Here is a 22949-nt window from a genome sequence, read left to right as displayed (position 1 = left end):
CCCACCCCCAACCCCTCTCCGCAAGGGGGAGGGGAGCGAGAGAACGTGCCTTGCTGTACGCCATCCATCACCTGCTCTCCTCCAACTGCCGGCGTTGCAGCCGGTCGTAGAGCAGAAGCGGGAGCAGCAGCACCGCGAGCAGCACGACGGCGATGCTCGAAGCCACCGGCCAATCCTTGTTGGTGAAGAATTCAAGCCACAGCGTCTGGCCGATCATCAGCGATTTCGAGCCGGCGAGCAGATCGGGAATGACGAACTCGCCGACGATCGGGATGAAGCACAGCAGCGCGCCGGCGCCGACACCCGGCAGCGACAGCGGAAACGTCACCAGCCAGAAGGTCTCGCGCGGCAAGGCGCCGAGATCGGCGGCGGCCTCTTCCAGGGCCGGCTCCAGCTTCGTCAGCGTCGCAAACAGCGGCAGGATCATGAAGGGCAGATAGGAATAGACGATCCCGACATACATCGCGCTGTCCGTCGACAGCCACACCACCGGCGCGGACACCAGATGCAGCGCGAGCAGGATCTGATTCAACAGGCCGTCATGCTGCAGGATGTTGACCCAGGCATAGATGCGAATCAGGAACGAGGTCCAGAACGGCACGATCACCAGCATCATCGCGATGCCCTGCCAACGCCTGGGCAGCCGCGCCATGCCATAGGCGATCGGGTAGCCGATCAGGAGCAGGATCGCGGTCGACGTCGCCGCGACGACGACGCTGCGCAGATAGGACGCGAGATACAGATCGTCCGACAGCAGCAGGCGGAAATTGTCCAGCGACAACGCCGCGAACGCATCCGAGAGCGACGACAAACCATCAGCCAGCGAGAACACCGGCGTATAGGGGGGCTGCGCGATCGCAGTCTGCGACAGGCTGATCTTGGCGACGAAGGCGAACGGCACCAGGAAGAACAGCACCATCCAGACGTAAGGCGCGATCGCCGCAAATCGCGCCGGACGCGAGAAGATGCGGCGCGCGCTCATCGCTCCAGCACCACGCAATCATCGGGCGTGAACCAGGCCACGACGCGCTGGTTCAGCCCATAGCCGTCGGCGTCGAGCCGGGCCGTGTTGGCTTGCGACGCGTGCAGGACAGCGCCGCCGTCGAGCTTGATCTTGTACACGGTCTTGCCGCCGAGATAGCTCGCATCGGAAATGGCGCCCTCGACACAGTTGATCGCTGCGGCATCAGCCGCCGGCCGGCGAAGCGCGAGGCGGATCTTCTCGGGACGGATCGCGACTGCGACCTTGCTCTCGCTGATCGGACTGACGGGTTGCGCCGCGGCGAGCTCGCCGGCAGCGGCGGTCGTGATCCGGAGCCGGTGCGACTCACGCGCGGTCACCTCGCCCTCGAACAGGTTGATGTCGCCGACGAACTCCGCGACCCACCGCGACACGGGCTCTTCATACAGGCGGCGCGGTGCAGCGACCTGCTCGAGCCTTCCCGCGTTCATTACCCCGATCCGGCTCGCCACCGTCATCGCCTCCTCCTGGTCGTGGGTGACGATGATGAAGGTCATGCCGAGCTTGCGCTGCAGCTCCATCAGCTCGAACTGCGTGCTCTCGCGCAGCTTCTTGTCGAGCGCCGCCATCGGCTCATCGAGCAGCAGCACCTTCGGCCGGCGCGCCAGCGAGCGTGCCAGGGCGACGCGCTGCTTCTGTCCCCCGGACAGTTGATCGGGCTTGCGCTTCTCCAGGCCTTCGAGCCGGACCAGCGCCACCATCTCCGCGACGCGGGTGGCGATCTCGGCGCGCGGCATGCCGGCGCGCTTCAGGCCGAAGGCGATGTTGTCGCGCACGTTCAGATGCGGGAACAGCGCGTAGTTCTGGAACATCATGTTGACGGGCCGCTGATGCGGCAGCACCTGCGCGATCTCCTCGCCCGACAGCAGGATGCGCCCTTCATCCGGCGTCTCGAAGCCGGCCAGCATGCGCAGCAAGGTCGTCTTGCCGCAGCCGCTGGGGCCGAGCAGCGCGAAGAACTCGCCGGCTCGGATGTCGAGCGAGACGCCGTCGACGGCGCGGAAGCTGCCGAAGGTCTTGACGACGTTCTCGATCCGCAGGATCGGCGGCTGAGGATCGGGGCGCGGTTCCGGCAGTGGTGATGCCGCCGGCTCCTCGGCGGGCGCTGGATTTGCGATGTCGTCAGCCATGTCCTGATCAAATCACCCCTGGCCGGCCATAACGCCCGGCCGGTCGGCAAGCTAGCCGCCCATGGATTGCAGCTCAACCGCACGGGCCCGACTATCCCCGCTCGCGTCAGCGGCCTGCGGCGAGCCCCGGCCACAGGCGACCGTCGCCATGAACGCGGCGAGCGCATCGCGTTCGGCAGCGGGAAGCGTCAGGCCCAGCTTGGTCCGCCGCCACAGCACGTCGTCGGGAAACCGCGCCCACTCGCGCGTCATGAGGTAGCGGACCTCTGCCTCGGTCAGCTTCGGCCCGAACGCCTGTCCGAGATCGGCCCGGCATCTCGCCCCGCCGAGGATCTCCGCCAGCCGGGTGCCATAGGCGCCGACCAGCCGCCGGGCCTCGGCTTCGCCGAGAAAGCGCCAGCGCTCCCGTGCGTCGTCGACGAGATCCTCGAACCGGTCCCAGGCGAAATCGCCACCCGGAAGCGGCGCGCTCGCAGTCCAGCGCGGCGACATCGGGTAGAAGCGCGCAAGCCGCGAGACCGCCCGCTCGGCCCGGTACCGGGCTGTCGTGACATCGCCGCCGCACATGGTCAGGAGCGGCGCCTTGGCGGGCTCCATGGCGCGGCCGGCATCAAGGCTCACGATCGTTTCCAATCCCCCGCTGTCGGCAGCACGCAGCACCATCATGTTGGCGCCGGACACGCTCCGGACCACATCCGCGGGCTGGACGTCCGAGCGGAAATAGCGGTTCGCCGCCTTGCAGAGATAGGCCACGTCTGCCGCCGGCACCGCCACCACGGCTGGGTCGCCCTTGAAGCCGTGGGCCACCGTGCCGATCAGGGTGAAATCTTGCTCGTAGGGCTGGGCAAAGATCAGCCTTCCATCCGAATTCTGAAACACGTAGACGGCTTCGACATCGAACAGCCGCGGCACGATGATCTGGCTGACCTGCCGCGCGGTGACCCGCGGCGGCGGCTGACGCAGCACGGTTTCCGCCGTCGAGACGCTCCACGCGCCGGTTGCGTTGGCGAGCGCGCGCGAGGTGACGATGCGGCGATGGCCGCGGTCGATGATGGCGAGCCGCCATAGATGGTCGCGGTCGGCTCGCACACAGCGGGCGCCGGTGCGGATCTCGGCGCCGCGCTCGGCGGCATCCATCGCGGTCAGGACCACCAGGCGGGAATCGTCGACCACGCAGTCGGAATAGTCGAACGCCGTCCCGATCGGACGCTTCAGGGCATCGCCGATCGGATGATGCGTGACGTCGAGCGTCGACGCGGCCGGCAGCCGGTTGCGCGCGGCGAGGCGGTCGTAGAGCCAGAGCCCTGCGCGCAACTGCCATGGCGGCCGCTCATTGGCGTGAGCCGGAATCGCAAAGCGGATCGGCCGCACCAGATGCGGCGCGACCGTGAGCCAGACGTCGCGCTCGGCGAGCGCGTGGCGCACGCGCAGAAAGCCGCGGCGCTCCAGCGCCGCGAGGTCCCCATGCACCAGCCGCGACGTGGCCGACGAGGCGGCGCCGCCGAGATCGCCCTGCTCGACCAGGATCACGCGCAAGCCGCGGCCGGCCGCATCGCGTGCCAGGCTGACGCCGTTCAGACCGCCGCCGATGATCGCAAGATCGTAGTCTGCCATACGCAAGGTCTTCGAGCGTGCCAGGGCGAACGATCGTAGACCGGCGGAAATGATTCTCGTAGCGGCCGAGCTGTCGCGCGCGCGGATAAATTCGCGCTGTTGCGCAACAGCCTCTGACCGGAGTGCCTGGTCAGCCCGTCTTGCGAACGGACGCGGCGTCGTCGTCGTGAGCGCGACCGACAATGCCGTCGTATTTGTTGATCGGCAGGGGCTTGCCGAGCAGATAGCCCTGAACCGAGTCGCAGCCCTGCTCGGCGAGGAAGCCGAGTTGCTCGGGCGTCTCGACGCCTTCCGCCACGATCGACATGTTCATGCCGTGACCCAGACCGATGACCGCACGAATGATCGCCGCCGATTGCGGATTGCGACCGATATTCATGACGAAGGCGCGGTCGATCTTGATCTTGTCGAACGGGAACGCCTGCAGGTAGCTCAGCGACGAGTAGCCGCTGCCGAAATCGTCCATTGAGACGCGAACGCCGAGCGCCTTCAGCCGGCGCAGCAGCGCGACACCGCGATCGAAATCCTCGATCAGCACACCCTCGGTGATCTCGAGCTCGAGCCTGCCGGGCGCGAGCCCCGTCTCGATCAGGATCGAGTGGACCAGCGCAACGAGGTCGCCATGGACGAACTGGGCCGGGGACAGGTTGACCGCGACCTGCAGCGGCTTCGGCCACGACGCCGCCTCGCGGCAGGCCTCGCGCAGGATCCACTCGCCCATCTCGACGATGAGGCCGCTCTCTTCCGCGAGCGGAATGAAGTCGCTCGGCGGCACGAAACCCCGGACCGGGTGCTGCCAGCGCGCCAGCGCCTCGAAGCCGATGATCTCGCTGGCGTCGACCGTGCGGCCCGAGACGGCCTGCGGCTGGAAGTACAGCGACAGTTCGCCATGCTTGATCGCGACAGACAGCTCCTGATGCAGAACGCGGCGGTCGCGAATCTGCTGATCCATTTCAGGCTCGTAGAAGGTGATGCTGCCGCGCGATTTGGCCTTGGCGCGGAACAGAGCGGCACCCGCATTGGCGAGCAGCGACGCCGGATCCGAACCATTGTGCGGGAACACCGAGATGCCCGTCGTCAGCGCGGTGCGGATCGATTTGCCGTCGATCTGGAAGTCCACCGCGATCGCTTTCGCCAATTGCTCGGCCAGCGCCCTGCCCGTTTCCGGCTGCTTGCCGTCGATGATCAGCCCGAACTCATCGCCGGAGAGACGCGCAACCACCCCGCCGCGGGCAACGGCGTGGACGCGGCGGGCGACCTCGATCAACAGCTTGTCGCCGATGGCGTGGCCGAAGACGTCGTTGACGTCCTTCAGGCCCTTGAGATCGACGTTCAGGACCGCGAACTCCTCGTCCGTATCCGCACAGGCCTCGATCATCTGGCTCAGGGCCTGCAGGAACGCGGCGCGGTTCGGCAGATCGGTCAGGCCGTCGTGATAGGCCATGTGCGCCATCCGCGATTCGGTCTGGCGCCGGTCGGTGACGTCCTCATAGGTCTTGATCAGATATTGCGGCTCGCCGGTCTCGCCCAGCACGGTTGCCCGCCGGGTCAGGAACAGCCGCAGGCCGTCCTTGGTCGAGATCGGATGTTCCTCGGTCAGAAGGCCGCGCTTCTTGATGGCGGCTTCGTCGCGCGCCGTGATCAGTCTGGCCTCGCGCGGATTGAAGATGTCGGCGGTGGTCAGGCCCGTGGCGTCCTCGCGCTTGCGGTTGAGGATGATCTCGGCGCTACGGTTGGCGAGCAGATAACGGCCGTCGCTGACGCTCTCGACGATGAGCGAAACCGGAATGTTGTCGACAACCAGTTCCAGGAACTTCTTGCTGTTCTCCAGCTCGCGGCTCAGCGATCGCCGCTCCGTGGCATCGTCGAACAGCGCGATGAGGAATTGCGGTTCGTTCTTGTCGTTGCGTGCAACGACCCGGTGGGCGTCCAGGATGCGCTTCTCGTCACCGCGTTGAACCACGAGTTCGCTGCAATAGGTGGTGCCGGGCGCCAGCATCGCTTCGCGATCGGCAGCCGCGATGGCGGCCGCGGTCTCCTCGCCGAACAGGTCGCTCGGGCACCGTCCGATGATCTGATCCCGCGGCACCTGCGCGAACTGCTCGAACGCCCGGTTGGCGAAGATGTAGCGACCGTCCTCGATGTTCTTGGCGGCGACGCAGACGGGAACCTGATCGACCACCGATTCCAGGAACTGCTTGGTCGAGGCGAGTTCGCGCTCCAGCCGGTGCTGCACCGTACAGTCTTCATGGATGCCGATCGATCCTCCGGTGGGAAGACGGAAAATCTGGGCACGCACCACACGTCCGTCGGGCAGTTCGGTCAGGCACCCATCCGGTGCCCGCGCCTGGCGAGCATAGTCCTCGACCGTCAGATTGAGCAGGCCACGCTGCCGCCGCAACTCGACCAGATCCCGGCCGGTGCAACCGGGCGGAATGTCGGCCCGGCTCATGCCGTAGATCTCGAGAAAGCGATGGTTGTAGAAGACGACGCGGTTGGCGGCGTCCGTCAGCATCAGCCCCTGGCTCAGATTGTTGAGCGCGGAGCTGATGAAAACATTGCGCCGCAGTTGTGCTCGCTTGGCGCGCCGCAAGGCCGAATGGATCCAGATCACGACCGACGCGAGGAAGGCGCAGACGACAACGCCGGCGATCAACACCTTCCAGAGCACGTCCGGCTCGATGGTGGCCAGGTAGCCGGAGGGCGAGAAATCGGAGGAAGCGGCCCAGGCTCGGGTCGGCGCAGCCGCCCACGCTGCCATGGCGGCCACCGAGGCCGCAACGACACGCGCAGAGAACGCGTTTCGGTCGCTCGCCTGCCAATTCTTGCCAGCCATCAATCACCCGCGGTATTCGGCGACAGTATCTGGCTTCACCTATTGGGATCGGGTAAACGGGTTCTGCAAACTTCGAAAAAGACGAAGCAAATTTGGTCAATGGCGCCTTATGATGAATGGTTTGCTAAGGGCCCTCGCACTCCGGACCGAGGTTCCGCCCACCAGGGATTGCAGCGAGGCATGACTTCTCCCAATCGTCTCAGGACTATGCATGGATAGAGTGGATTGCGTCGTCGTTGGCGCCGGCGTCGTCGGACTTGCCGTCGCACGTCAATTGGCGCGGGCCGGACGCGAGGTCATCGTTCTCGAGGCGGCCGAGGGCATCGGAACCGTCACTTCGTCTCGCAACAGCGAAGTGATCCACGCCGGCATCTACTACAAGGCCGGGAGCCTGATGGCCCGCTTCTGCGTGGCCGGCAAGCGCATACTTTACCGCTATTGCGACGACCATGGCGTGCCCTACCGCAATTGCGGGAAGCTGATCGTTGCGACCAATCCGGCCGAGACCGAGAAGCTGCAGGGCATCCGCGCGCACGCCGAAGCCAATGGTGTCGAAGGTATGCGGCTGCTATCCGGAACCGAAGCGCTGGCGCTGGAGCCGGCCCTGGCCTGTCAGGCTGCGCTGCTGTCGCCGTCCACCGGCATCCTCGACAGCCATGCCTTCATGCTGTCGCTGCGCGGCGAGATCGAGGACGCCGGCGGTGCCTTCGCCTTCCACACGCCGTTGCTGCGGGCCAAGGCGACCGGGGGATCGATCGAGGTCGATGCGGGCGGCGCGCAACCGATGACGCTGAGCTGCCGGCTGCTGGTGAACGCCGCCGGCCTCGACGCGCCCGAGCTGGCGCGGCTGATCGACGGCATGCCGTCGTCGCTGGTGCCGACGGCCTATCTCGCCAAGGGCAACTATTTCAGCTGCAGCGCCCGGGCACCGTTCAGCCGGCTCATCTACCCGGTGCCGGAACCAGGCGGCCTCGGCGTGCACCTCACGCTCGACATGGCAGGCCAGGCCAGATTCGGCCCCGACGTCGAGTGGATCGACCGGATCGACTATACGGTCGATCCGGCGCGCGCCGAGCGCTTCTACCCGGCGATCCGCAAGTACTGGCCGTCGCTGCCGGATGGGGCGCTGATGCCGAGCTATTCCGGTATCAGGCCGAAGATCGTACCGCCGGCCGTGGCGTCGCAGGATTTCGTCATTCAGGGGCCGCGCGATCACGGGGTGCACGGACTCATCAATCTGTTCGGAATTGAATCGCCTGGATTGACGTCATCGCTCGCGATTGCGGCTCACGTCTGCGATCTCGCCTCGAGCTGAAGACCCCAGATATCGCGATGAACGGCGTGTCGCGATAGATACGCCGGGAGACGACGCAGGCAGATGCGTCCGCCTCATCGAATATCGCAACTAATTTGATTGGAGTTGCGTCTGGGATGGACTCGTCACCATCCCAGGCGCACGGTCTTACGATCAGATGGTACGGCGGATGATGGTCACATGTCAGTGAAGTGTTTCGCTGGTTACCTGTCTCAAGCGCTCGATCTCATCCTTCACCATCAGTTTGCGTCGCTTCAGTTCGACAATTCGCAGGTCGTCCGTCGATGGATGCAGGAGAGCTTGATGCAATTCGTTTTCAAGAACTTTATGCTTACGCTCCAGTTCAACGAGATGCGCCTGAATGGCCATTCGAAACCTCCTCGGTAGGTGAACCTGAGATTCGACCAGGGCTAATGAGTGTACACAAGTCGCTTGACCTGTCGATGGGGCCAAAAGACCGCACATGCAAATTTGAGCGCCGTGTGTAACGAAGCGTGAGCAGATCCGGACGAATCTAAAGCCGGCGCCAACCCGAAATTCACGGGACAGCTGCACCGATCTCGAGGAGTGCGACTTGCTTATCAGCTTCGCAGGCGCAATATTTGCGCCCGCCTTCGCAAGGCTTTCCACTTCCTTCCGCTTTTTTGCTATCATAGATCATGGCTGACCAAGACGAGCGCGAACTGCAGGCCGAACTCGCGCGCCTGCAGCAGGAGCACCGCGATCTCGACGCGGCGATCGACGCTTTGCATCAATCGCCCGCCCCCGATTTGTTGCGGCTGCAACGACTGAAGAAGCGGAAGCTTCTGCTACGCGATCGGATCGCCTTCATCGAAGACCAGATCACGCCCGACATCATCGCCTGAGGCGAAGCGTCAGCACGGCTGACCGTATGCACACAAGCAATACGCAACAGCGGTGCAGGATTTGCCGAAGCGCCTTGACAATAAGAACAAAAAGAGAACAATCGGACCAGTCCCTCGTAACTCCTGACGACAACAAGGATGGTTGTGATGCCCGCCTCCTTCTCCCCACAGGATCGCCTCTATGAACAGGCCTGTGACCAAGCCATCGCGATGTGCGACGGCAATCTGCGCTCCACGATCAAGGCGCTGATCATGGCGAACGAGTATCTCGAGCTGGAGCTGCAGGAGCTGCGGGCGGCAATCTCCTGCGGCTGCATGCCCAACACCATTTCGGACGATGCGCAGAACAATGCGGCCTGAGCCCTAGGCCGTCGAGGCTCTCCGGACGATTGCCACCGCGCTCGCTCGCAGCTTCGACGAAGGCCGGGAGGTGCGTGCAATGCCTGACATCACCTATTACGTCGCCATGCCGTTCAGACGGGACGAGACTGGGATGCTGGTCGCAGGCGCGGCCGAGGAATGTCAGAGCTCGTCCGCAGCGCTGCGTCGTGCCGAAGCGATGTCGCGCTTGCCGGACAACATCGGCGCCATTGCCTTCAGCCGCAGCGGAGATCCCTTGCTGGGGGAATTCTGCGACGCCCGGCTGCTGCACAAGTTCGGCGAGTTGCCCGACGATCTCGGCGAGTTGTGAGCGCCGTGCACAGCTCTGTCATCGGAGCGGACGGCCCACGAGCGTCACCGCTGGTCGCCCGACAGGGCCGTGCCGTGCGCGGGGCTCTCGTACCTCCGCTGGGCCTTGCGCATATACATCGCACGGTCGGCTTCCTCCAACGCACGTACTGGGTTGACGCGCTTGTCGAGAAGGGCGATCCCGGCCGACGCGCCGGCACGCACGGTCTGATCGCCGAAGGTGAAGGTCAGGCTGTCGATGGCCTGTTCCAGCTCCGTCGCCTTGGCATGTGCGTCCGCCGCGCTGAGGTGCCAGAGCAGCACGCCGAACTCGTCGCCGCCGAGCCGACCGATCACGTCGGAGGATCGGACATGCTCGCCGAGGACACGCGCAACCGCCTTCAGGACCTCATCACCGGCGGCATGGCCGAACGTATCATTGATCGGTTTCAGCCGATCGACGTCGAGCACGATGAGAGCACCGGTCGCGTCGTAGCGCTTGATGAAGGCGATGGAACGATGGAGTTCGCGGGCGAAGCCGCGACGATTAAAGATGTCGAGCAGGAAATCGCGCTCAGCGGAGGCCGTCAGCTCGGCGATCCGGGCCTGTGCTGTCGCCAACTCCGCCTTGAGGCGTCGGATCGTGTGCCGCGCGCCTGCCGGTACGGAACCGGGTTCAGGAGCCCGCGCGCGCCGCGAAGGCCGATGACGGTAGCGGGTTCTTCGCTTCCCGGCTCGCCACGCGGCCGCCATGCGCTTCTTTTTCATCGGACACCTGCCGCGCCATCGTTTGGGCTTGCCGGGCTTGACCAAGACAGGATAGTCCATTCGGACCTCCATGCCATGGCTTGCCGCTGTCAGGACCGATCCTATACTCCGGCCCATGCTGATGGATTCCCGAGAAGAATTGAGGTCATGACCGCCCCGATCGCCATCATCATGGGAAGCCAGTCGGACTGGGATACCATGCGCCATACCGCCGAGACGCTTGACGCCCTGGGCGTGAGCTACGACGCCCGGATCGTCTCGGCGCACCGCACCCCGGACCGGCTGTATGCTTTCGCCAAGGGTGCCAAGGCGGCGGGCTACAAGGTCGTGATCGCCGGTGCCGGCGGCGCCGCCCATCTGCCGGGTATGACGGCCTCGCTCACGGAACTGCCCGTGTTCGGCGTTCCCGTCGAGTCGAAGGCGCTGTCGGGGGTCGATTCGCTGTATTCCATCGTCCAGATGCCGGCCGGAATTCCGGTCGGAACGCTCGCCATCGGCAAATCCGGCGCCATTAACGCAGCGCTGCTGGCGGCCAGCGTGCTCGCTCTCTCGGACTCCGCGCTTGCCAGCCGTCTGTCGGCTTGGCGCCAGGCGCAGACCAATGCGATCGCCGAACGTCCGGAGGGCACGGCGTGACCGACTCCAATCGGGTGAAGCTCAAGCCCGGCGACACCATCGGTATTCTCGGCGGCGGCCAGCTCGGCCGCATGCTGGCGCTTGCTGCGGCGCGGCTCGGGCTGCGCTGCCAAGTGTTCTCGCCGGACCCGGACTCCCCCGCCTTCGACGTCGTGCTGAACGCAACCTGCGCCGAATATGCCGACGTCGAGGCGCTCGAGCTGTTCGCCAATGATGTCGACGTCGTCACCTACGAGTTCGAAAACGTCCCCTCGGCTGCGGCCATGGTGCTGGCGGCCAGACGCCCGGTGCTGCCGCGGCGTTCGGCGCTCGAGACCACCCAGGATCGCCTCACCGAGAAGGATTTCGTCACCTCGCTGGGCATCGGCACCGCGCCCTATGCGGATGTGTCCTCGGTCGCCACCTTGCGCGAAGCTGCGTTCCGGATCGGCTTACCGGCCGTGCTGAAGACGCGGCGATTTGGCTATGACGGCAAGGGTCAGATCAAGATCCACCAGGGTGACGATCTCGAGCGGATCTGGGCCGAGCTCGGCACCAAATCGGCCATCCTCGAAGCGTTCGTTCCGTTCGAGCGCGAGATCTCGGTCGTGGCGGCCCGAGCGGCCGACGGTCAGGTCGAGTGCTTCGACGTGACCGAGAACGAGCATCGCGATCACATCCTGAAGGTGTCGCGGGCGCCGGCGCGTATCCCTGATGCGCTCGCCGACGAGGCCAGGGACATTGCCAGCCGGATCGCCACCGCCCTCGACTACGTCGGGGTGCTGGCCGTGGAGATGTTCGTGGTGTCGGACGGTCCCACTCAAGGCGTCCTGGTCAACGAAATTGCCCCGCGGGTGCATAATTCCGGCCACTGGACCCTCGATGGCGCCTCGATTTCCCAATTCGAACAGCACATCCGGGCGATCGCCGGTTGGCCACTCGGCAAGCCGCTGCGCCACGGTCACGTCACGATGACGAACCTGATCGGGGACGAGATCGACAGCTACGAGCAGTGGCTCACGGTTCCTGGCGCCACCGTGCATCTCTACGGCAAGGGCGCCGCTCGTCCGGGCCGCAAGATGGGGCATGTGACCCAGGTCTCGCCACTGCCGCCGAGGCAGGGCTGAAATAAACCGCTCCGGCGAGGTTAAACTTGCGGTCAAGAGCCCGTCAGCGGGTGGACAGCGAGGATGTCCTCTGATACACGGGCGCGCTCAAGGTCAAGGGCGCGGCCATCTGCCAGCCCTGGCTTCACCAGATTTCAAACCGATAGACTGAGAAAGAGGATGCCGCGTGCAGGTTCTCGTTCGCGATAACAATGTCGATCAAGCCCTCAAGGCGCTCAAGAAGAAGATGCAGCGTGAGGGCATTTTCCGCGAGATGAAGCTTCGCGGCCATTACGAGAAGCCGTCCGAGAAGAAAGCCCGCGAGAAGGCCGAAGCCGTGCGTCGCGCGCGCAAGCTGGCCCGCAAGAAGTTGCAGCGTGAAGGCCTGCTGCCGATGAAGCCGAAGCCGGTGTTCGGCGCTGGCCCCGGCGGCGACCGTGGTGCTGGTCGTGGTCCGGGTGCAGGTGCCCGTCCCAGCGCGCCGCGCTGATCTGGCCAGATTGATCTGACGTCGTCTGAAGCGCGGGCCTTTGGCTCGCGTTTTTGTTTTGGGCGCCTCTCTTTGATTTCACGCCTCCTGCCATCCGGCGACCGGGGTCAATCCGGGTTGCGCCGCCACTCCTGGCATCGCTGCATAGTTCGCCACTCCAAAGAAAAAGCGGCAGACCGCCCGGGCCCACCGCCTCGATCACGTCGGCGAACGATTCGGTCAGCTATTTCGGCAACACCGAGTGGAACACCGATTTGGCTGCGGACATCATGTCCTGCGCCACGTTGGACATCTGGTCCTTGATCGATGGATCAGTCTTGTCGGCGCGCAGGTCGAGCGGACGCAACTGCTGGACAGGGATCTCCGCCGGAGGCGTCGGGCGCCCGTCCGGCTGCAATGATCCCGTGTAGGGCGGGCTCGAGGCCGACGGCAAGGCAAAGCCCTGCTCGACCGGTGGCGCAGACACCGTCACGGGCGGCGGCAGCGGACGGACCGGCGACACCGGTGGCGCGACGGTCGCGATGCGCGGCGCCTCGCCAGCGCCCCGGGGTGCGTCGCTCGACGGCTTCTCGACAGCCGCCTTGCCGGTACCTTCGCTCGCGCGCAACCGCTCGATCGCCGCGCGGGCGAGATCAGCGGCATCCCGGCGATCTTCCTGCTGGGTCGCTGGGGCCTCGGCCGGAGTACCGCGCGCAATCAGCTTTTCCCGCGGCGACGCGGGATGGCGCGAGGCCTGCGGATCGGCCGGGAGGCTCGCCGTTTCGGCCGGCTTCACTTCGACCGCCTTCTCTGCAGCCTTGTCGGCCAGCGACTTCTCGGACACGCCCTTGGCCTTGATGCCGGGAGCGGGAATGCTCGAGACCTCGTTCGACGTTTCCGCCGGCTTGGCGTCAGACTTGGGATCGGCCTTCGCTTCCAGCTTGGCAGGGTCGGTCCCCTTGCCCGTGGATTTCGGAGCGTCGCTCTTTGAGCCGGTGAGCTTGGCGTAGGCAGCCGACGCCACCGACGCCACGGTCGATGGCGGCGAGTCCGGCTTGGTGTTGATGTAGTGATTGACGATGTAGGCCCCGATGATGGTGGCAACCACCGACGGGATGATCTCCATGGCGAACTTTGTGAGATATTTCAGCATGCTGACCACTCCCGCGCGGTATTTGCGGGAACTTTGAGGCACAATTAAGGGACCATCCCACACCTTCCGAAGCTCGCAGACTGCACTCCGCGCAGACGCGACCGCCGAAAAGTCGTTTCCTGAAATCCTTTGAAACCGGAGCCAGCAATCCGAGGGTGTTGCCACAGCTTCCGGATCGCCGGCTCAAGATACCACAATCAGCGGCATCCCGGTAAACAATTGGTTACGGCTTCAATTCAACTTCGAGGAAAACGATCTCGGAACCGGTCTCGTTCAGCACATCGTGTTCGACACCGGCCTTTCGGAAATAGGATTTGCCGACCGCGAGCTGCGCCTTCGAGCGCTCGCCGGACGGCGCCACGATCGTCATCTCGCCCGCTGTGACCGGCACGATCACGTAATCCATCTCATGAACGTGGCGCCCCGTGGCACTGCCGGGCAATAGCCGCCACTCCGTGACGCGGACTTCGGGCGTATCGACCTGGACGTCGGACTGAGCGCTGAGCATGGGGGATCTCTTGAATCAGGGGACGAAGAGCAGGAACACGAATATCGCGAACACCACCATGTGCACCAGCCCGAACAGGATGTTCGTCCGTCCGGTGCCGAAGGTCAGCATGCTCAGGACGAAGGTCAGGACCAGCAGCACTGTTCCCTGCGGGTCCAGCCCGAGGACGAGCTGCCTGTCGAGCACATGGGCGGCGACCGCCACTGCCGGGATGGTCAGCCCTATGGTGGCGAGCGAGGAGCCAAGCGCGAGATTGATGCTCTTCTGAAGGTCGTTGGCGCGGGCGGCCGAGAGGGCGGCGACACTCTCCGGCAGCAGGATCAACAGCGCCACCAGCACGCCTGCGACCGCCTGCGGCGCCCCCGTTGCGGCAACGCCGGCGTCGACCACCAGCGAGAACTTCTTGGCAAGCAGGACCACAGCGAGCAGTGCGACCAGCAGCAGCCCGACACTGAGCAACAGCTTCGCACGCGGCAGCCGGACATCGTCATCGGCGAACCCAGCCGAGCCGCCGACGAAATAATCCCGATGGCGGGTGGTCTGCGTATACAGGAACACCGCGTAGAGCAGGATCGTCACGACGCTGACGAAGGCGATCTGCACGGCAGAATACACCGGACCAGGCGACGTCAAGGTATAATTCGGCAGCACCAGTGTGATGGTTGCCATCGTGAACAGTACGCTGAGATACAGATTGGCACCGGAGACCAGCACGTCCTGCTCGCGATAGCGCACGCCGCCGATGAAGATGCAGATGCCGGCCAGGCCGTTGCACACGATCATGACGACCGCGAACACGGTGTCGCGGGCCAGCGCGGGCGCAGCCTTGTCGCCGAGCATGATGGTGGCGATCAGCGCCACCTCGATCACCGTCACCGCCAGGGTCAGGAGCAGCGTGCCGAACGGCTCGCCGATCTCATGCGCGATCACCTCGGCATGGTGCACGGCCGCGAACACCGTGCCGAACAGGATCACCAGCAGCACCGCGGCGAAGACCACGCCGGCGGCCGAAGGCGTGAAGTCATAATGCGTCGCCGTGACGATCGCGACGAGCGCGACCGCCAGGCCGGGAAAGATCACCGATGATGCGGGCGTTGCGCCCTTCACGCTCATGATTCGCGTCCTTCGATCCGTTCTGTCCGACTATGCGCGACCGCGAGGCGATCGTCACGCGGTCCGGCCGTGACAGGGTCAACCAGGACGGTCTCTGAAAGTGCCGTCGATCAGGTCAATGCGGGCTGAGCAGCGGATGGATCGGAAGCACGGTCAGCAGCACGAACAGCGGAATGAGGACTGCACCTGCCCGCAACATGTAGCCGAAGAAACTCGGCATCTTGATGCCGCGCTCAGTGGCGATCGCTGCGACCATGAAGTTCGGCGCATTTCCGATATAGGTCAGCGCGCCCATGTAGACTGCGCCCATCGAAATCGCCGCCAGCGTTCCCGAGAGCTCGCCCATCAGCACCTTGGGATCGCCGCCCGCCAATTCGAAGAACAAGAGATAGGTCGGGGCATTGTCGAGGAAGGCCGACATCAGCCCGGTGAACCAGAAATAGGCGACCTCCCGCGGCGCGCCGGCGGGTGTCGTCACGGCGTCCAAGAGCCAGCCGAAAGAGCCACTGCGCCCCGCATTCAGCATGGCGATGACCGGGACGATCGCGGTGAAGATCGCCGCGAACAGTTTGGCGACCTCTCGAATCGGCTCCCAGTTGAACCCGTTCGCCTCGCGGTGCTCGTCCGGCGTCAGCCACAGCGACAGTCCGGCGATCGCCACGAGGACGGCATCGCGCACGAGGTTCTGAAGCTCGACATGCGTGCCGAAGACGTCGAAGGAGATGCCCGGCTTCCAGGTCGCCGATAGCAGCGTATTGGCAACGATCGCGGCGATCAAAACGACATTGATGAGGCCGCGAATGCGCACCGGCTCCCTTGTTACGGACGCTTGCGACGCAAGCTTCTCCGCGCGGAAGCGCCACCAGTCGGTAGCGGCAAAGACGATGAGCAGCAATCCGGCGACGATCGCGGTCTGCAGCCAGAGATGTTGCGTCGTCCAGAAGAAGTCGACACCACGCAGAAAACCGACGAACAGCGGTGGATCGCCGAGCGGGCTCAGTGCACCACCGACATTGGCGGCCAGAATGATGAAGAAGATCAGCACATGCACATTATGCGGCCGGCTCAGATTGGCGCGGATCAGGGGGCGCACCAGGATCATCGCGGCGCCCGTCGTGCCGACGACGCTCGCGATGATCGTGCCGAGTGCCAGGATGGCCGTATTTGTCGCAGGTGTACCTCTGATGTCGCCGGTCACCAGGATGCCGCCGGCCACCGTATAGAGGGCGAACAGCAGCACGATGAAGCTGAGATACTCGGCGAGCAGCGCGTGGACGAAGGCGTCGAGCGCCGTGCCGAGCCCTGCATTCCAGGTCAACGCCGCCAACGTCACCAAGGCCCATGCCGCGGCGATCTTTCCGTAGTGATGATGCCAGAACCTGGCAAACAGCAGCGGCCCGAGCGCAATCGACAACAGCAGTCCCGCGAACGGCAGCGCGAACGGCCAGGTCATCGCGGAGCCGTTCAGCCCGGCCGCATGCGCCTGCACCGGCAGGCTCCCAAAGACAAGGAGCAGGATGGTCCCGCGCAGGGCCAGCCACCGCGATCCACGGACGTTACGGATTGTCGATGAAGCTCTTTGCCGTCTCAGTCGCACCGAAAAGATCCAGGTCGTTATGTCCGCCGCCGGGAAACCGTACGAAGCGCTTGGGGTCATGCGCAAGTGCGAACAATCGTTCCCCGAAGCGGATCGAAATCGCCGGATCCCGTTCGCCATGCATGATCAGCAGCGGCACATGCACATTGGCGATGCGCTGGTCGGAATGGAAGCTGTCGCGCATCAGCAGGCTGACCGGGACGACCCTGAGCATCGCGGAGGCGACGTCCACGGTCGACGTATAAGGGGCTTCGAGGATCAACTTGGAGATCGGGTGCTCCGTCGCGATGGCGGTGGCGACACCGCTGCCGAGGGAAAAGCCCCAGGCGACGATCCGTCCCGCCTCGTAGCGCTCTGTCGTGAACGCATAGGCGACTGCGGCATCTTGCAGCAGCCCGGGCTCACTGGGACTGCCGCTGGACCCCGCATAGCCGCGATAGGAAAGCGCAACGAGACCGGTACCGTCGGCCGTGAGCGCCTTGAAGCGCGACGCCACGCCGGCAAGAAAATCGCCATTGCCCGGGAAGTACAGAACGACCTTGCGGCCCGGCTTCGCCGGCACATGCCAGACGATGACCCGCTCGCCATCGGCCGAGGTCAGCACATGCTCCTCAGCCTGAGGAAACCCGGCTGCAGCCGGTGCCGTGCGGCCGACCGGCGGAATGGGAAACAGCATCGCACGCTGGCGGACGAACAGGGCCGCAAGCACGATGCCGTAGACCGCCGCCAGGACGATCAGGAGCCATTTCAGAAACGTCATGGCTCCCGACGCCGTGGGCTACATGCCCTTGACGATGTTCTCGGTCATCTTCTTGGCGTCGCCGAGGAGCATCATCGTGTTGTCGCGGTAGAACAGCGGATTGTCGATGCCGGCATAGCCCGAGGCGAGCGAGCGCTTGATGAACATCACGGTGCCGGCCTTCCAGACTTGCAGCACGGGCATGCCGTAGATCGGCGAGGACTTGTCCTCCTCGGCCGCCGGATTGGTGACGTCGTTGGCGCCGATCACGAAGGCGACGTCGGCCTGGGCGAATTCCGAGTTGATGTCCTCGAGCTCGAACACCTCGTCGTAGGGAACGTTGGCTTCGGCGAGCAGCACGTTCATGTGGCCGGGCATGCGGCCCGCGACCGGATGAATCGCGTATTTCACCTCGACGCCTTCCTTCTTCAGCGTGTCGGCCATCTCGCGCAGCGCGTGCTGCGCCTGGGCGACCGCCATGCCGTAGCCGGGGACGATGATGACCTTGGAGGCGTTCTTCATGATGAAGGCGGCGTCGTCGGCCGAGCCGAGCTTGGCCGGCTTCTGCTCGCCTGTCGCCCCGCCGGCCGCTGCGGTCTCGCCACCGAAGCCGCCGAGGATGACCGAGATGAAGGACCGGTTCATCGCGTGGCACATGATGTAGGACAGGATCGCACCGGACGAGCCGACCAGCGCGCCGGTGATGATCAGCGCCGAATTGCCGAGCGTGAAGCCGATGCCGGCCGCGGCCCAGCCCGAATAGGAATTCAGCATCGAGATCACGACCGGCATGTCGGCGCCGCCGATCGGGATGATCATGAGCACGCCGAGCGCCAGCGCCAGCAGCGTCACCATCAGGAAGTCGAAGCCGCCGCCGGTCATCACCAGGCGGACCACGAAGAAGACGAGCGCGACCGCGAGCGCAATGTTGATGATGTGGCGCGCCGGCAGGATGATCGGTGCACCGCTCATCCGCGCGGACAGCTTGAGGAAGGCGATGACCGAGCCGGTGAAGGTCAGCGCGCCAATGGCGACGCCGAGCGACATTTCGACCAGGCTCTGCGGATGGATGTTGCCGGGCGTGCCGATGTCGAAGGCTTCCGGCGCGAAGAACGCGCCGGCGGCGACCAGCACCGCGGCCATGCCGACCAGCGAATGGAACGCCGCCACGAGCTCGGGCATCGACGTCATCGGCACCCGGCGCGCAATCACCGCACCGATACCGCCGCCGATCGCAACGCCGAGGATGACGAGCACCCAGGCGATCGCATCCGCCGGTGGATGCCCGGCCAGGGTGGTGGCGACCGCAATCGCCATGCCGGCCATGCCGAAGAAGTTGCCTTGCCGGCTCGAGGCCGGGCTCGACAGCCCGCGAAGAGACAGGATGAACAGCACACCTGCCACGAGATAAAGGAGTGCCGACAGATTGGCGTTCATTGCAGATGCCCCGTTGTGCCTGTCATCCCGCGTCGTGCGGCGTTGTTACCTGGACTTCTTCTTGTACATCGCCAGCATGCGCTGGGTGACGAGGAAGCCGCCGAAGATGTTCACGCAGGCGAAGATCAGCGCGACGAAGCCGAACGCTCGCGCCAGACCGCTGCCGCTCGAGAGCATGGGAACGCCGACCGCCAGCAGCGCGCCGACCACGATCACCGAGGAGATCGCATTGGTCACCGACATCAGCGGCGTGTGCAGGGCCGGCGTCACCGACCACACCACGAAGTAGCCGACGAACACAGCCAGCACGAAGATCGACAGCCGGAAGACGAAGGGGTCGACGGCTTGGACGACATGTTCCATGGCTCTGCTCCTTAGGCCTTCGGCTGGAAGTTCGGGTGGACGATGGCGCCATCCTTTGTCAAAGCCGTGGCCTTGACCAGCTCATCGTCCCAGTTGACCGCCAGTGTCTTTTCCTTCTTGTCGATCATCGTCTCGATGAAGGAAAACAGGTTGCGGGCGTACAGGCCGGAGGCGGACGCTGCGACCCGGCCGGCGAGATTGGGGTAGCCGATGATCTTGACGCCGTCGATCTCGACAGTCTCGCCGAGCTTGACGCCCTCGACATTGCCGCCACGCTCGACCGCGAGGTCGACCAGGACCGAGCCCGGGCGCATCGACTTCACCATCTCCATGGTGACGAGGCGCGGCGCCGGACGGCCGGGAATCAGCGCGGTTGTGATGATGACGTCCTGCTTCTTGATGTGTTCCGCCGTCAGCGCCGCCTGCTTGGCCTGGTACTCCTTGGACATCTCCTTGGCGTAGCCACCGGCCGTCTGCGCGTTCTTGAACTCCTCGTCCTCGACCGCCAGGAATTTGGCGCCGAGGCTCTCCACCTGCTCCTTGGTGGCGGGGCGCACGTCGGTGGCGGAGACCATGGCGCCGAGCCGGCGCGCGGTTGCGATTGCCTGCAGGCCGGCGACGCCGACGCCCATCACGAAGACCTTGGTCGCCGGCACGGTGCCGGCCGCGGTCATCATCATCGGGAAGGCGCGACCGAACGCCTCGGCGCCCTCGATCACGGCACGGTAGCCGGCGAGGTTCGCCTGGCTCGACAGCACGTCCATCACCTGGGCGCGGGTGATGCGCGGCATCAGTTCCATCGCGAACGAGGCAATGCCGGCATCGGCCATCGCCTTGAGCGCGGTATCGTTGCCGTAGGGATCCATGATCGCGAACACCAAGGCGCCACGCCGGTAGTTGGCAAGCTCGGAGGCTTCCGGCCGTTTCACCTTGATGATGATGTCGGCGTCCTTGAGCGCATCGGCGCTCACGGTTGCGCCCGCCGCCGTGAACTCCGAATCCGGCAGGCCGGATTTGATGCCGGCGCCGGGCTCGACCGCGATCTCGGCACCCAACGCCTTGAACTTCTTCACCGTGTCGGGAGAGGCGGCGACCCGCGGCTCCAACGGGTCGATTTCCTTGGCGACGGCAATCTTCATGAGGCCTCCGGCGCGAATGCGCGCGCGAGCTTTAAGAGGGCGGGACGTCCATGGGCTACAGCGTGACGCCTGGTCAGCAATCGGCTTCGGCAGTCAGCTGAAGGCCCGCCAGCGGGGATGCCGGCGGGCCGATCGCGACATTAAGCGAGGAAAATAGCCATCAAGATGACGATGAGAGCGACGCCGATCGTGCCGTACTTCACCAGCCTGATGAAGCCCTCGTAGGTGGCCTCATGCGCCAGATAGTCGTTGCCGTCAGCCGTCGAGTAGGCGATCTCGCCATGGTTTGCCATCGGGGTCCCCCAGAGAAAATATGCTTTGTTAAGGTCGCATACCCCAAAGCCGATGCAAGGGCAACGGCTGGCATGCAAGGCAGTTTTATCACCTTTTCCGATCGCCCTATTGGCAAGGCCAATTATCACGGATCCAGCGCGTCAGGCTGGCCTCGCTGACCTCGCCGGCGCGCCTCTTCGACCCGTTCAACACATGTTATACGCCCCTACCCCATCCGCTCCAGCTCGTCGATCATCCCGGCGATGACCGAGAGACCACCGTCCCAGAACCTGGGGTCCTTGGCGTCCAGCCCGAACGGGGCGAGCAGCTCCGAATAGTGCTTGGTGCCGCCGGCCGCGAGCATCGCCAGATAGCGCTCGGCGAACCCCTCGGCGGCATGCTCGTAGACGGCGTAGAGCGAGTTCACGAGGCAGTCCCCGAAGGCATAGGCGTAGACGTAGAACGGCGAATGGATGAAGTGCGGGATGTACATCCAGAAGTTCTCGTAGCCCGGCTTGATCTCGATCGCCTCGCCGAGGCTCTCGGTCTGCACCGACAGCCAGATCTGTCCCAGCCGCTCCGCGGTCAGTTCGCCGTTCTTGCGCTCGGTGTGGACAGCACGCTCGAACGAATAGAACGCGATCTGCCGCACCACCGTGTTGATCATGTCCTCGACCTTGCCGGCGAGCAGCGCCTGGCGCTGCCTCGCGTCCTTGGTCTCGGACAGCAGGCGCCTGAAGGTCAGCATCTCGCCGAACACGCTCGCGGTCTCGGCCAGCGTCAGCGGCGTCGGCGCCATCAGCGCACCGTTCTTCGCTGCCAGCACCTGGTGCACGCCATGACCGAGCTCATGCGCGAGCGTCATGACGTCGCGTGGCTTGCCCTGGTAGTTCATCAGCACATAGGGATGCGCCGAGGGCGTGGTCGGATGCGAGAACGCGCCCGGCGCCTTGCCCGGCCGCACCGGCGCATCGATCCAGCTCTGGTCGAAGAAGCGCTGGGCGATGTCGGCCATCTCGGGCGAGAAGCCGCGATACGCCGTCAGCACCATGTTCTTGGCCTCGGGCCAGGCGATGGTGGCATTGGCGGCGAAGGGCAGCGGCGCGTTGCGGTCCCAATGCGCGAGCTTCTTCTTTTTGAACCAGCGCGCCTTGAGCTGATAGTAGCGATGCGACAGCTTCGGATAGGCCGCGCGCACCGAGGCCACCAGCGCATCGACCACCTCGCGCTCGACGCGATTGTTGAGATGGCGCGAATCCGCAACGTCCTGGAAGCCGCGCCAGCGGTCGGAGATGTCCTTGTCCTTGGCGAGCGTATTGGTGATCAGCGCGAAGGTTCGCTCATTGGCCTTGAAGGTCTTGGCCAGCGCCTCGGCGGCGGCCTTCCGCTTGGCGCCGTCACGGTCCTGCAGGAAATTCAGCGTCGGCTCGATCGCGAGTTCCTTGCCACCGACTTGAAACCGTAGACCGGCGATGGTCTGGTCGAACAGCCGGTTCCAAGCCGAATAGCCGGTCTGCGACTTCTCGTGGAACAGCTGCTCCACGCGATCCTCGAGCTGATACGGCTTGTCCTTGCGCAGATCCTCGATCCACGGCCGGTAGTGACCGAGCGCGGGCGTCTCCATCGCGCGCGCGATCACGGCGTCGTCGATGCGGTTGAGCTCGAGCGGAAAGAACAGCAGATGCGTCGACGCGGCCGTCAGGCGCTCCGAGATGTCGCCGTAGAATTTCGAGATCGCGGGATCGACGCTGTCGCCGGCATGCGCGAGACCCGCGAAGGAGCCGAGCCGTCCGGCGAGGTCGTCGATGGCCTCGTAGCGCCGCACGGCTTCTGCGAGCCATTCGCCACCGTCTTCGCGCGCCACATGCTCGGCAAGCTTGCCCTTGTAGTCGGTCTCAAACGCGACGCATTCGGCATCCATCTTCGCGAGATCGTGAGCGATCTCCGGCGCGTCGATGCCCATATAAAGATCGCCGAGATTCCATTCGGGCAGCGTCCCGATCCCCGTCTTGGCCGCGACCACCTTCTTCGCCGGCTTTGCAGACGATTTGGCCGTCGCGCCACGCTTGGTCTTGGCGGCTGCCTGCCTCGACGGAGTCTTGACGACGGACTTCTTGGCCGGCTTGGCCTTGGCAGTCTTTGACGCGGTTTTGGGCGGAGGAGCAGCTTTGGTCGGCTTGCGAAGGGCAGAAGAGGCGCGCGAGGTCATCGGATGGGT

General features: G+C 64.9%; 23 protein-coding genes. 7 read left to right on the top strand and 16 right to left on the bottom strand.

The window, feature by feature from the left end:
• Nucleotides 1–67: 67 nt before the first annotated feature.
• From ACQR13_RS29655 to ACQR13_RS29640, 4 genes are all read right to left on the bottom strand, one after another.
• Nucleotides 68–982 (bottom strand): ABC transporter permease, encoded by a 915-nt coding sequence (locus ACQR13_RS29655; protein WP_434863493.1) that lies wholly within the window; start codon nucleotides 980–982, stop codon nucleotides 68–70.
• Complete coding sequence (locus ACQR13_RS29650; protein ID WP_434841617.1) at nucleotides 979–2151, bottom strand: ABC transporter ATP-binding protein; 1173 nt, start codon at nucleotides 2149–2151, stop codon at nucleotides 979–981. Before ACQR13_RS29650 ends, ACQR13_RS29655 begins: the two co-directional genes overlap by 4 nt.
• Nucleotides 2152–2202: 51 nt before the next feature.
• Nucleotides 2203–3765 carry a glycerol-3-phosphate dehydrogenase gene (locus tag ACQR13_RS29645; RefSeq protein ID WP_434841616.1) on the bottom strand — a complete coding sequence of 521 codons (1563 nt, stop codon included), beginning with the start codon at nucleotides 3763–3765 and terminating at the stop codon, nucleotides 2203–2205.
• Between the two features lie 130 nt (nucleotides 3766–3895).
• A complete protein-coding gene (locus ACQR13_RS29640; RefSeq protein ID WP_316202639.1) occupies nucleotides 3896–6601 on the bottom strand; it encodes a sensor domain-containing protein in 2706 nt (901 codons plus the stop codon).
• A gap of 211 nt (nucleotides 6602–6812) precedes the next feature.
• On the opposite strand from ACQR13_RS29640, the gene ACQR13_RS29635 reads away from it, so the two are divergent.
• Complete coding sequence (locus tag ACQR13_RS29635) at nucleotides 6813–7916, top strand: NAD(P)/FAD-dependent oxidoreductase (RefSeq protein ID WP_434841615.1); 1104 nt, start codon at nucleotides 6813–6815, stop codon at nucleotides 7914–7916.
• A 183-nt stretch (nucleotides 7917–8099) separates the two neighbouring features.
• Here the strand turns inward: ACQR13_RS29635 and ACQR13_RS29630 are convergent, their stop codons facing one another.
• Entirely contained in the window at nucleotides 8100–8285 is a 186-nt protein-coding gene (locus ACQR13_RS29630) for a YdcH family protein (protein WP_315717551.1), read from the bottom strand.
• 290 nt (nucleotides 8286–8575) lie between these two features.
• Here ACQR13_RS29630 and ACQR13_RS29625 point away from each other — a divergent pair, with 290 nt between their 5' ends.
• From ACQR13_RS29625 to ACQR13_RS29615, 3 genes are all read left to right on the top strand, one after another.
• The gene (locus tag ACQR13_RS29625) at nucleotides 8576–8782 is read left to right on the top strand and encodes a YdcH family protein (protein ID WP_009028242.1); all 207 of its coding nucleotides are present in this window, start codon (nucleotides 8576–8578) and stop codon (nucleotides 8780–8782) included.
• 147 nt (nucleotides 8783–8929) lie between these two features.
• A complete protein-coding gene (locus tag ACQR13_RS29620; RefSeq protein ID WP_315717552.1) occupies nucleotides 8930–9142 on the top strand; it encodes a hypothetical protein in 213 nt (70 codons plus the stop codon).
• Nucleotides 9143–9221: 79 nt separating this feature from the next.
• On the top strand, nucleotides 9222–9473 hold the full coding sequence (locus ACQR13_RS29615; protein ID WP_315717553.1) for a hypothetical protein: 252 nt from the start codon (nucleotides 9222–9224) through the stop codon (nucleotides 9471–9473).
• Between the two features lie 44 nt (nucleotides 9474–9517).
• Here ACQR13_RS29615 and ACQR13_RS29610 read toward each other — a convergent pair whose 3' ends face one another.
• A complete protein-coding gene (locus ACQR13_RS29610) occupies nucleotides 9518–10279 on the bottom strand; it encodes a GGDEF domain-containing protein (RefSeq protein ID WP_315753908.1) in 762 nt (253 codons plus the stop codon).
• Between the two features lie 87 nt (nucleotides 10280–10366).
• Here ACQR13_RS29610 and purE point away from each other — a divergent pair, with 87 nt between their 5' ends.
• The 3 genes from purE to rpsU all read left to right on the top strand — a co-directional run bounded on the left by purE (nucleotide 10367) and on the right by rpsU (nucleotide 12430).
• Nucleotides 10367–10855, top strand: a complete 489-nt coding sequence (gene purE, locus ACQR13_RS29605; RefSeq protein ID WP_315717555.1) for a 5-(carboxyamino)imidazole ribonucleotide mutase — start codon at nucleotides 10367–10369, stop codon at nucleotides 10853–10855.
• Nucleotides 10852–11961 (top strand): 5-(carboxyamino)imidazole ribonucleotide synthase, encoded by a 1110-nt coding sequence (locus tag ACQR13_RS29600; RefSeq protein WP_434841614.1) that lies wholly within the window; start codon nucleotides 10852–10854, stop codon nucleotides 11959–11961. Before purE ends, ACQR13_RS29600 begins: the two co-directional genes overlap by 4 nt.
• A gap of 166 nt (nucleotides 11962–12127) precedes the next feature.
• Entirely contained in the window at nucleotides 12128–12430 is a 303-nt protein-coding gene (gene rpsU / locus ACQR13_RS29595) for a 30S ribosomal protein S21 (RefSeq protein WP_315717557.1), read from the top strand.
• A gap of 223 nt (nucleotides 12431–12653) precedes the next feature.
• Here the strand turns inward: rpsU and ACQR13_RS29590 are convergent, their stop codons facing one another.
• The 10 genes from ACQR13_RS29590 to ACQR13_RS29545 form a co-directional block, all read right to left on the bottom strand.
• A complete protein-coding gene (locus ACQR13_RS29590) occupies nucleotides 12654–13562 on the bottom strand; it encodes a hypothetical protein (RefSeq protein WP_316175048.1) in 909 nt (302 codons plus the stop codon).
• A gap of 223 nt (nucleotides 13563–13785) precedes the next feature.
• Nucleotides 13786–14070 carry a cupin domain-containing protein gene (locus ACQR13_RS29585; RefSeq protein WP_315717559.1) on the bottom strand — a complete coding sequence of 95 codons (285 nt, stop codon included), beginning with the start codon at nucleotides 14068–14070 and terminating at the stop codon, nucleotides 13786–13788.
• A gap of 15 nt (nucleotides 14071–14085) precedes the next feature.
• On the bottom strand, nucleotides 14086–15183 hold the full coding sequence (locus ACQR13_RS29580) for a calcium:proton antiporter (protein ID WP_316175049.1): 1098 nt from the start codon (nucleotides 15181–15183) through the stop codon (nucleotides 14086–14088).
• Between the two features lie 115 nt (nucleotides 15184–15298).
• Nucleotides 15299–16636 (bottom strand): sodium:proton antiporter, encoded by a 1338-nt coding sequence (locus ACQR13_RS29575; protein ID WP_316202675.1) that lies wholly within the window; start codon nucleotides 16634–16636, stop codon nucleotides 15299–15301.
• Between the two features lie 103 nt (nucleotides 16637–16739).
• Complete coding sequence (locus tag ACQR13_RS29570) at nucleotides 16740–17540, bottom strand: alpha/beta hydrolase (protein ID WP_315753918.1); 801 nt, start codon at nucleotides 17538–17540, stop codon at nucleotides 16740–16742.
• 18 nt (nucleotides 17541–17558) lie between these two features.
• A complete protein-coding gene (locus tag ACQR13_RS29565; protein WP_315717562.1) occupies nucleotides 17559–18956 on the bottom strand; it encodes an NAD(P)(+) transhydrogenase (Re/Si-specific) subunit beta in 1398 nt (465 codons plus the stop codon).
• Nucleotides 18957–19001: 45 nt separating this feature from the next.
• A complete protein-coding gene (locus ACQR13_RS29560) occupies nucleotides 19002–19319 on the bottom strand; it encodes a proton-translocating transhydrogenase family protein (RefSeq protein WP_315717563.1) in 318 nt (105 codons plus the stop codon).
• 11 nt (nucleotides 19320–19330) lie between these two features.
• Nucleotides 19331–20458, bottom strand: a complete 1128-nt coding sequence (locus tag ACQR13_RS29555) for a Re/Si-specific NAD(P)(+) transhydrogenase subunit alpha (protein WP_315717564.1) — start codon at nucleotides 20456–20458, stop codon at nucleotides 19331–19333.
• A gap of 140 nt (nucleotides 20459–20598) precedes the next feature.
• Nucleotides 20599–20751, bottom strand: coding sequence for an aa3-type cytochrome c oxidase subunit IV (locus ACQR13_RS29550; protein ID WP_315717565.1), 153 nt, complete (start codon nucleotides 20749–20751; stop codon nucleotides 20599–20601).
• A 206-nt stretch (nucleotides 20752–20957) separates the two neighbouring features.
• Nucleotides 20958–22940 carry a M3 family oligoendopeptidase gene (locus tag ACQR13_RS29545; RefSeq protein ID WP_316226768.1) on the bottom strand — a complete coding sequence of 661 codons (1983 nt, stop codon included), beginning with the start codon at nucleotides 22938–22940 and terminating at the stop codon, nucleotides 20958–20960.
• Between the last annotated feature and the right edge of the window lie 9 nt (nucleotides 22941–22949).

The sequence above is a fragment of the Bradyrhizobium sp. HKCCYLRH3059 genome (assembly GCF_051168035.1).
In the GTDB taxonomy this organism is placed as follows: domain Bacteria; phylum Pseudomonadota; class Alphaproteobacteria; order Rhizobiales; family Xanthobacteraceae; genus Bradyrhizobium.
The sequence above is the reverse complement of the archived record's forward strand: the minus strand, read 5'-3'. Positions and strand labels throughout refer to the sequence as shown.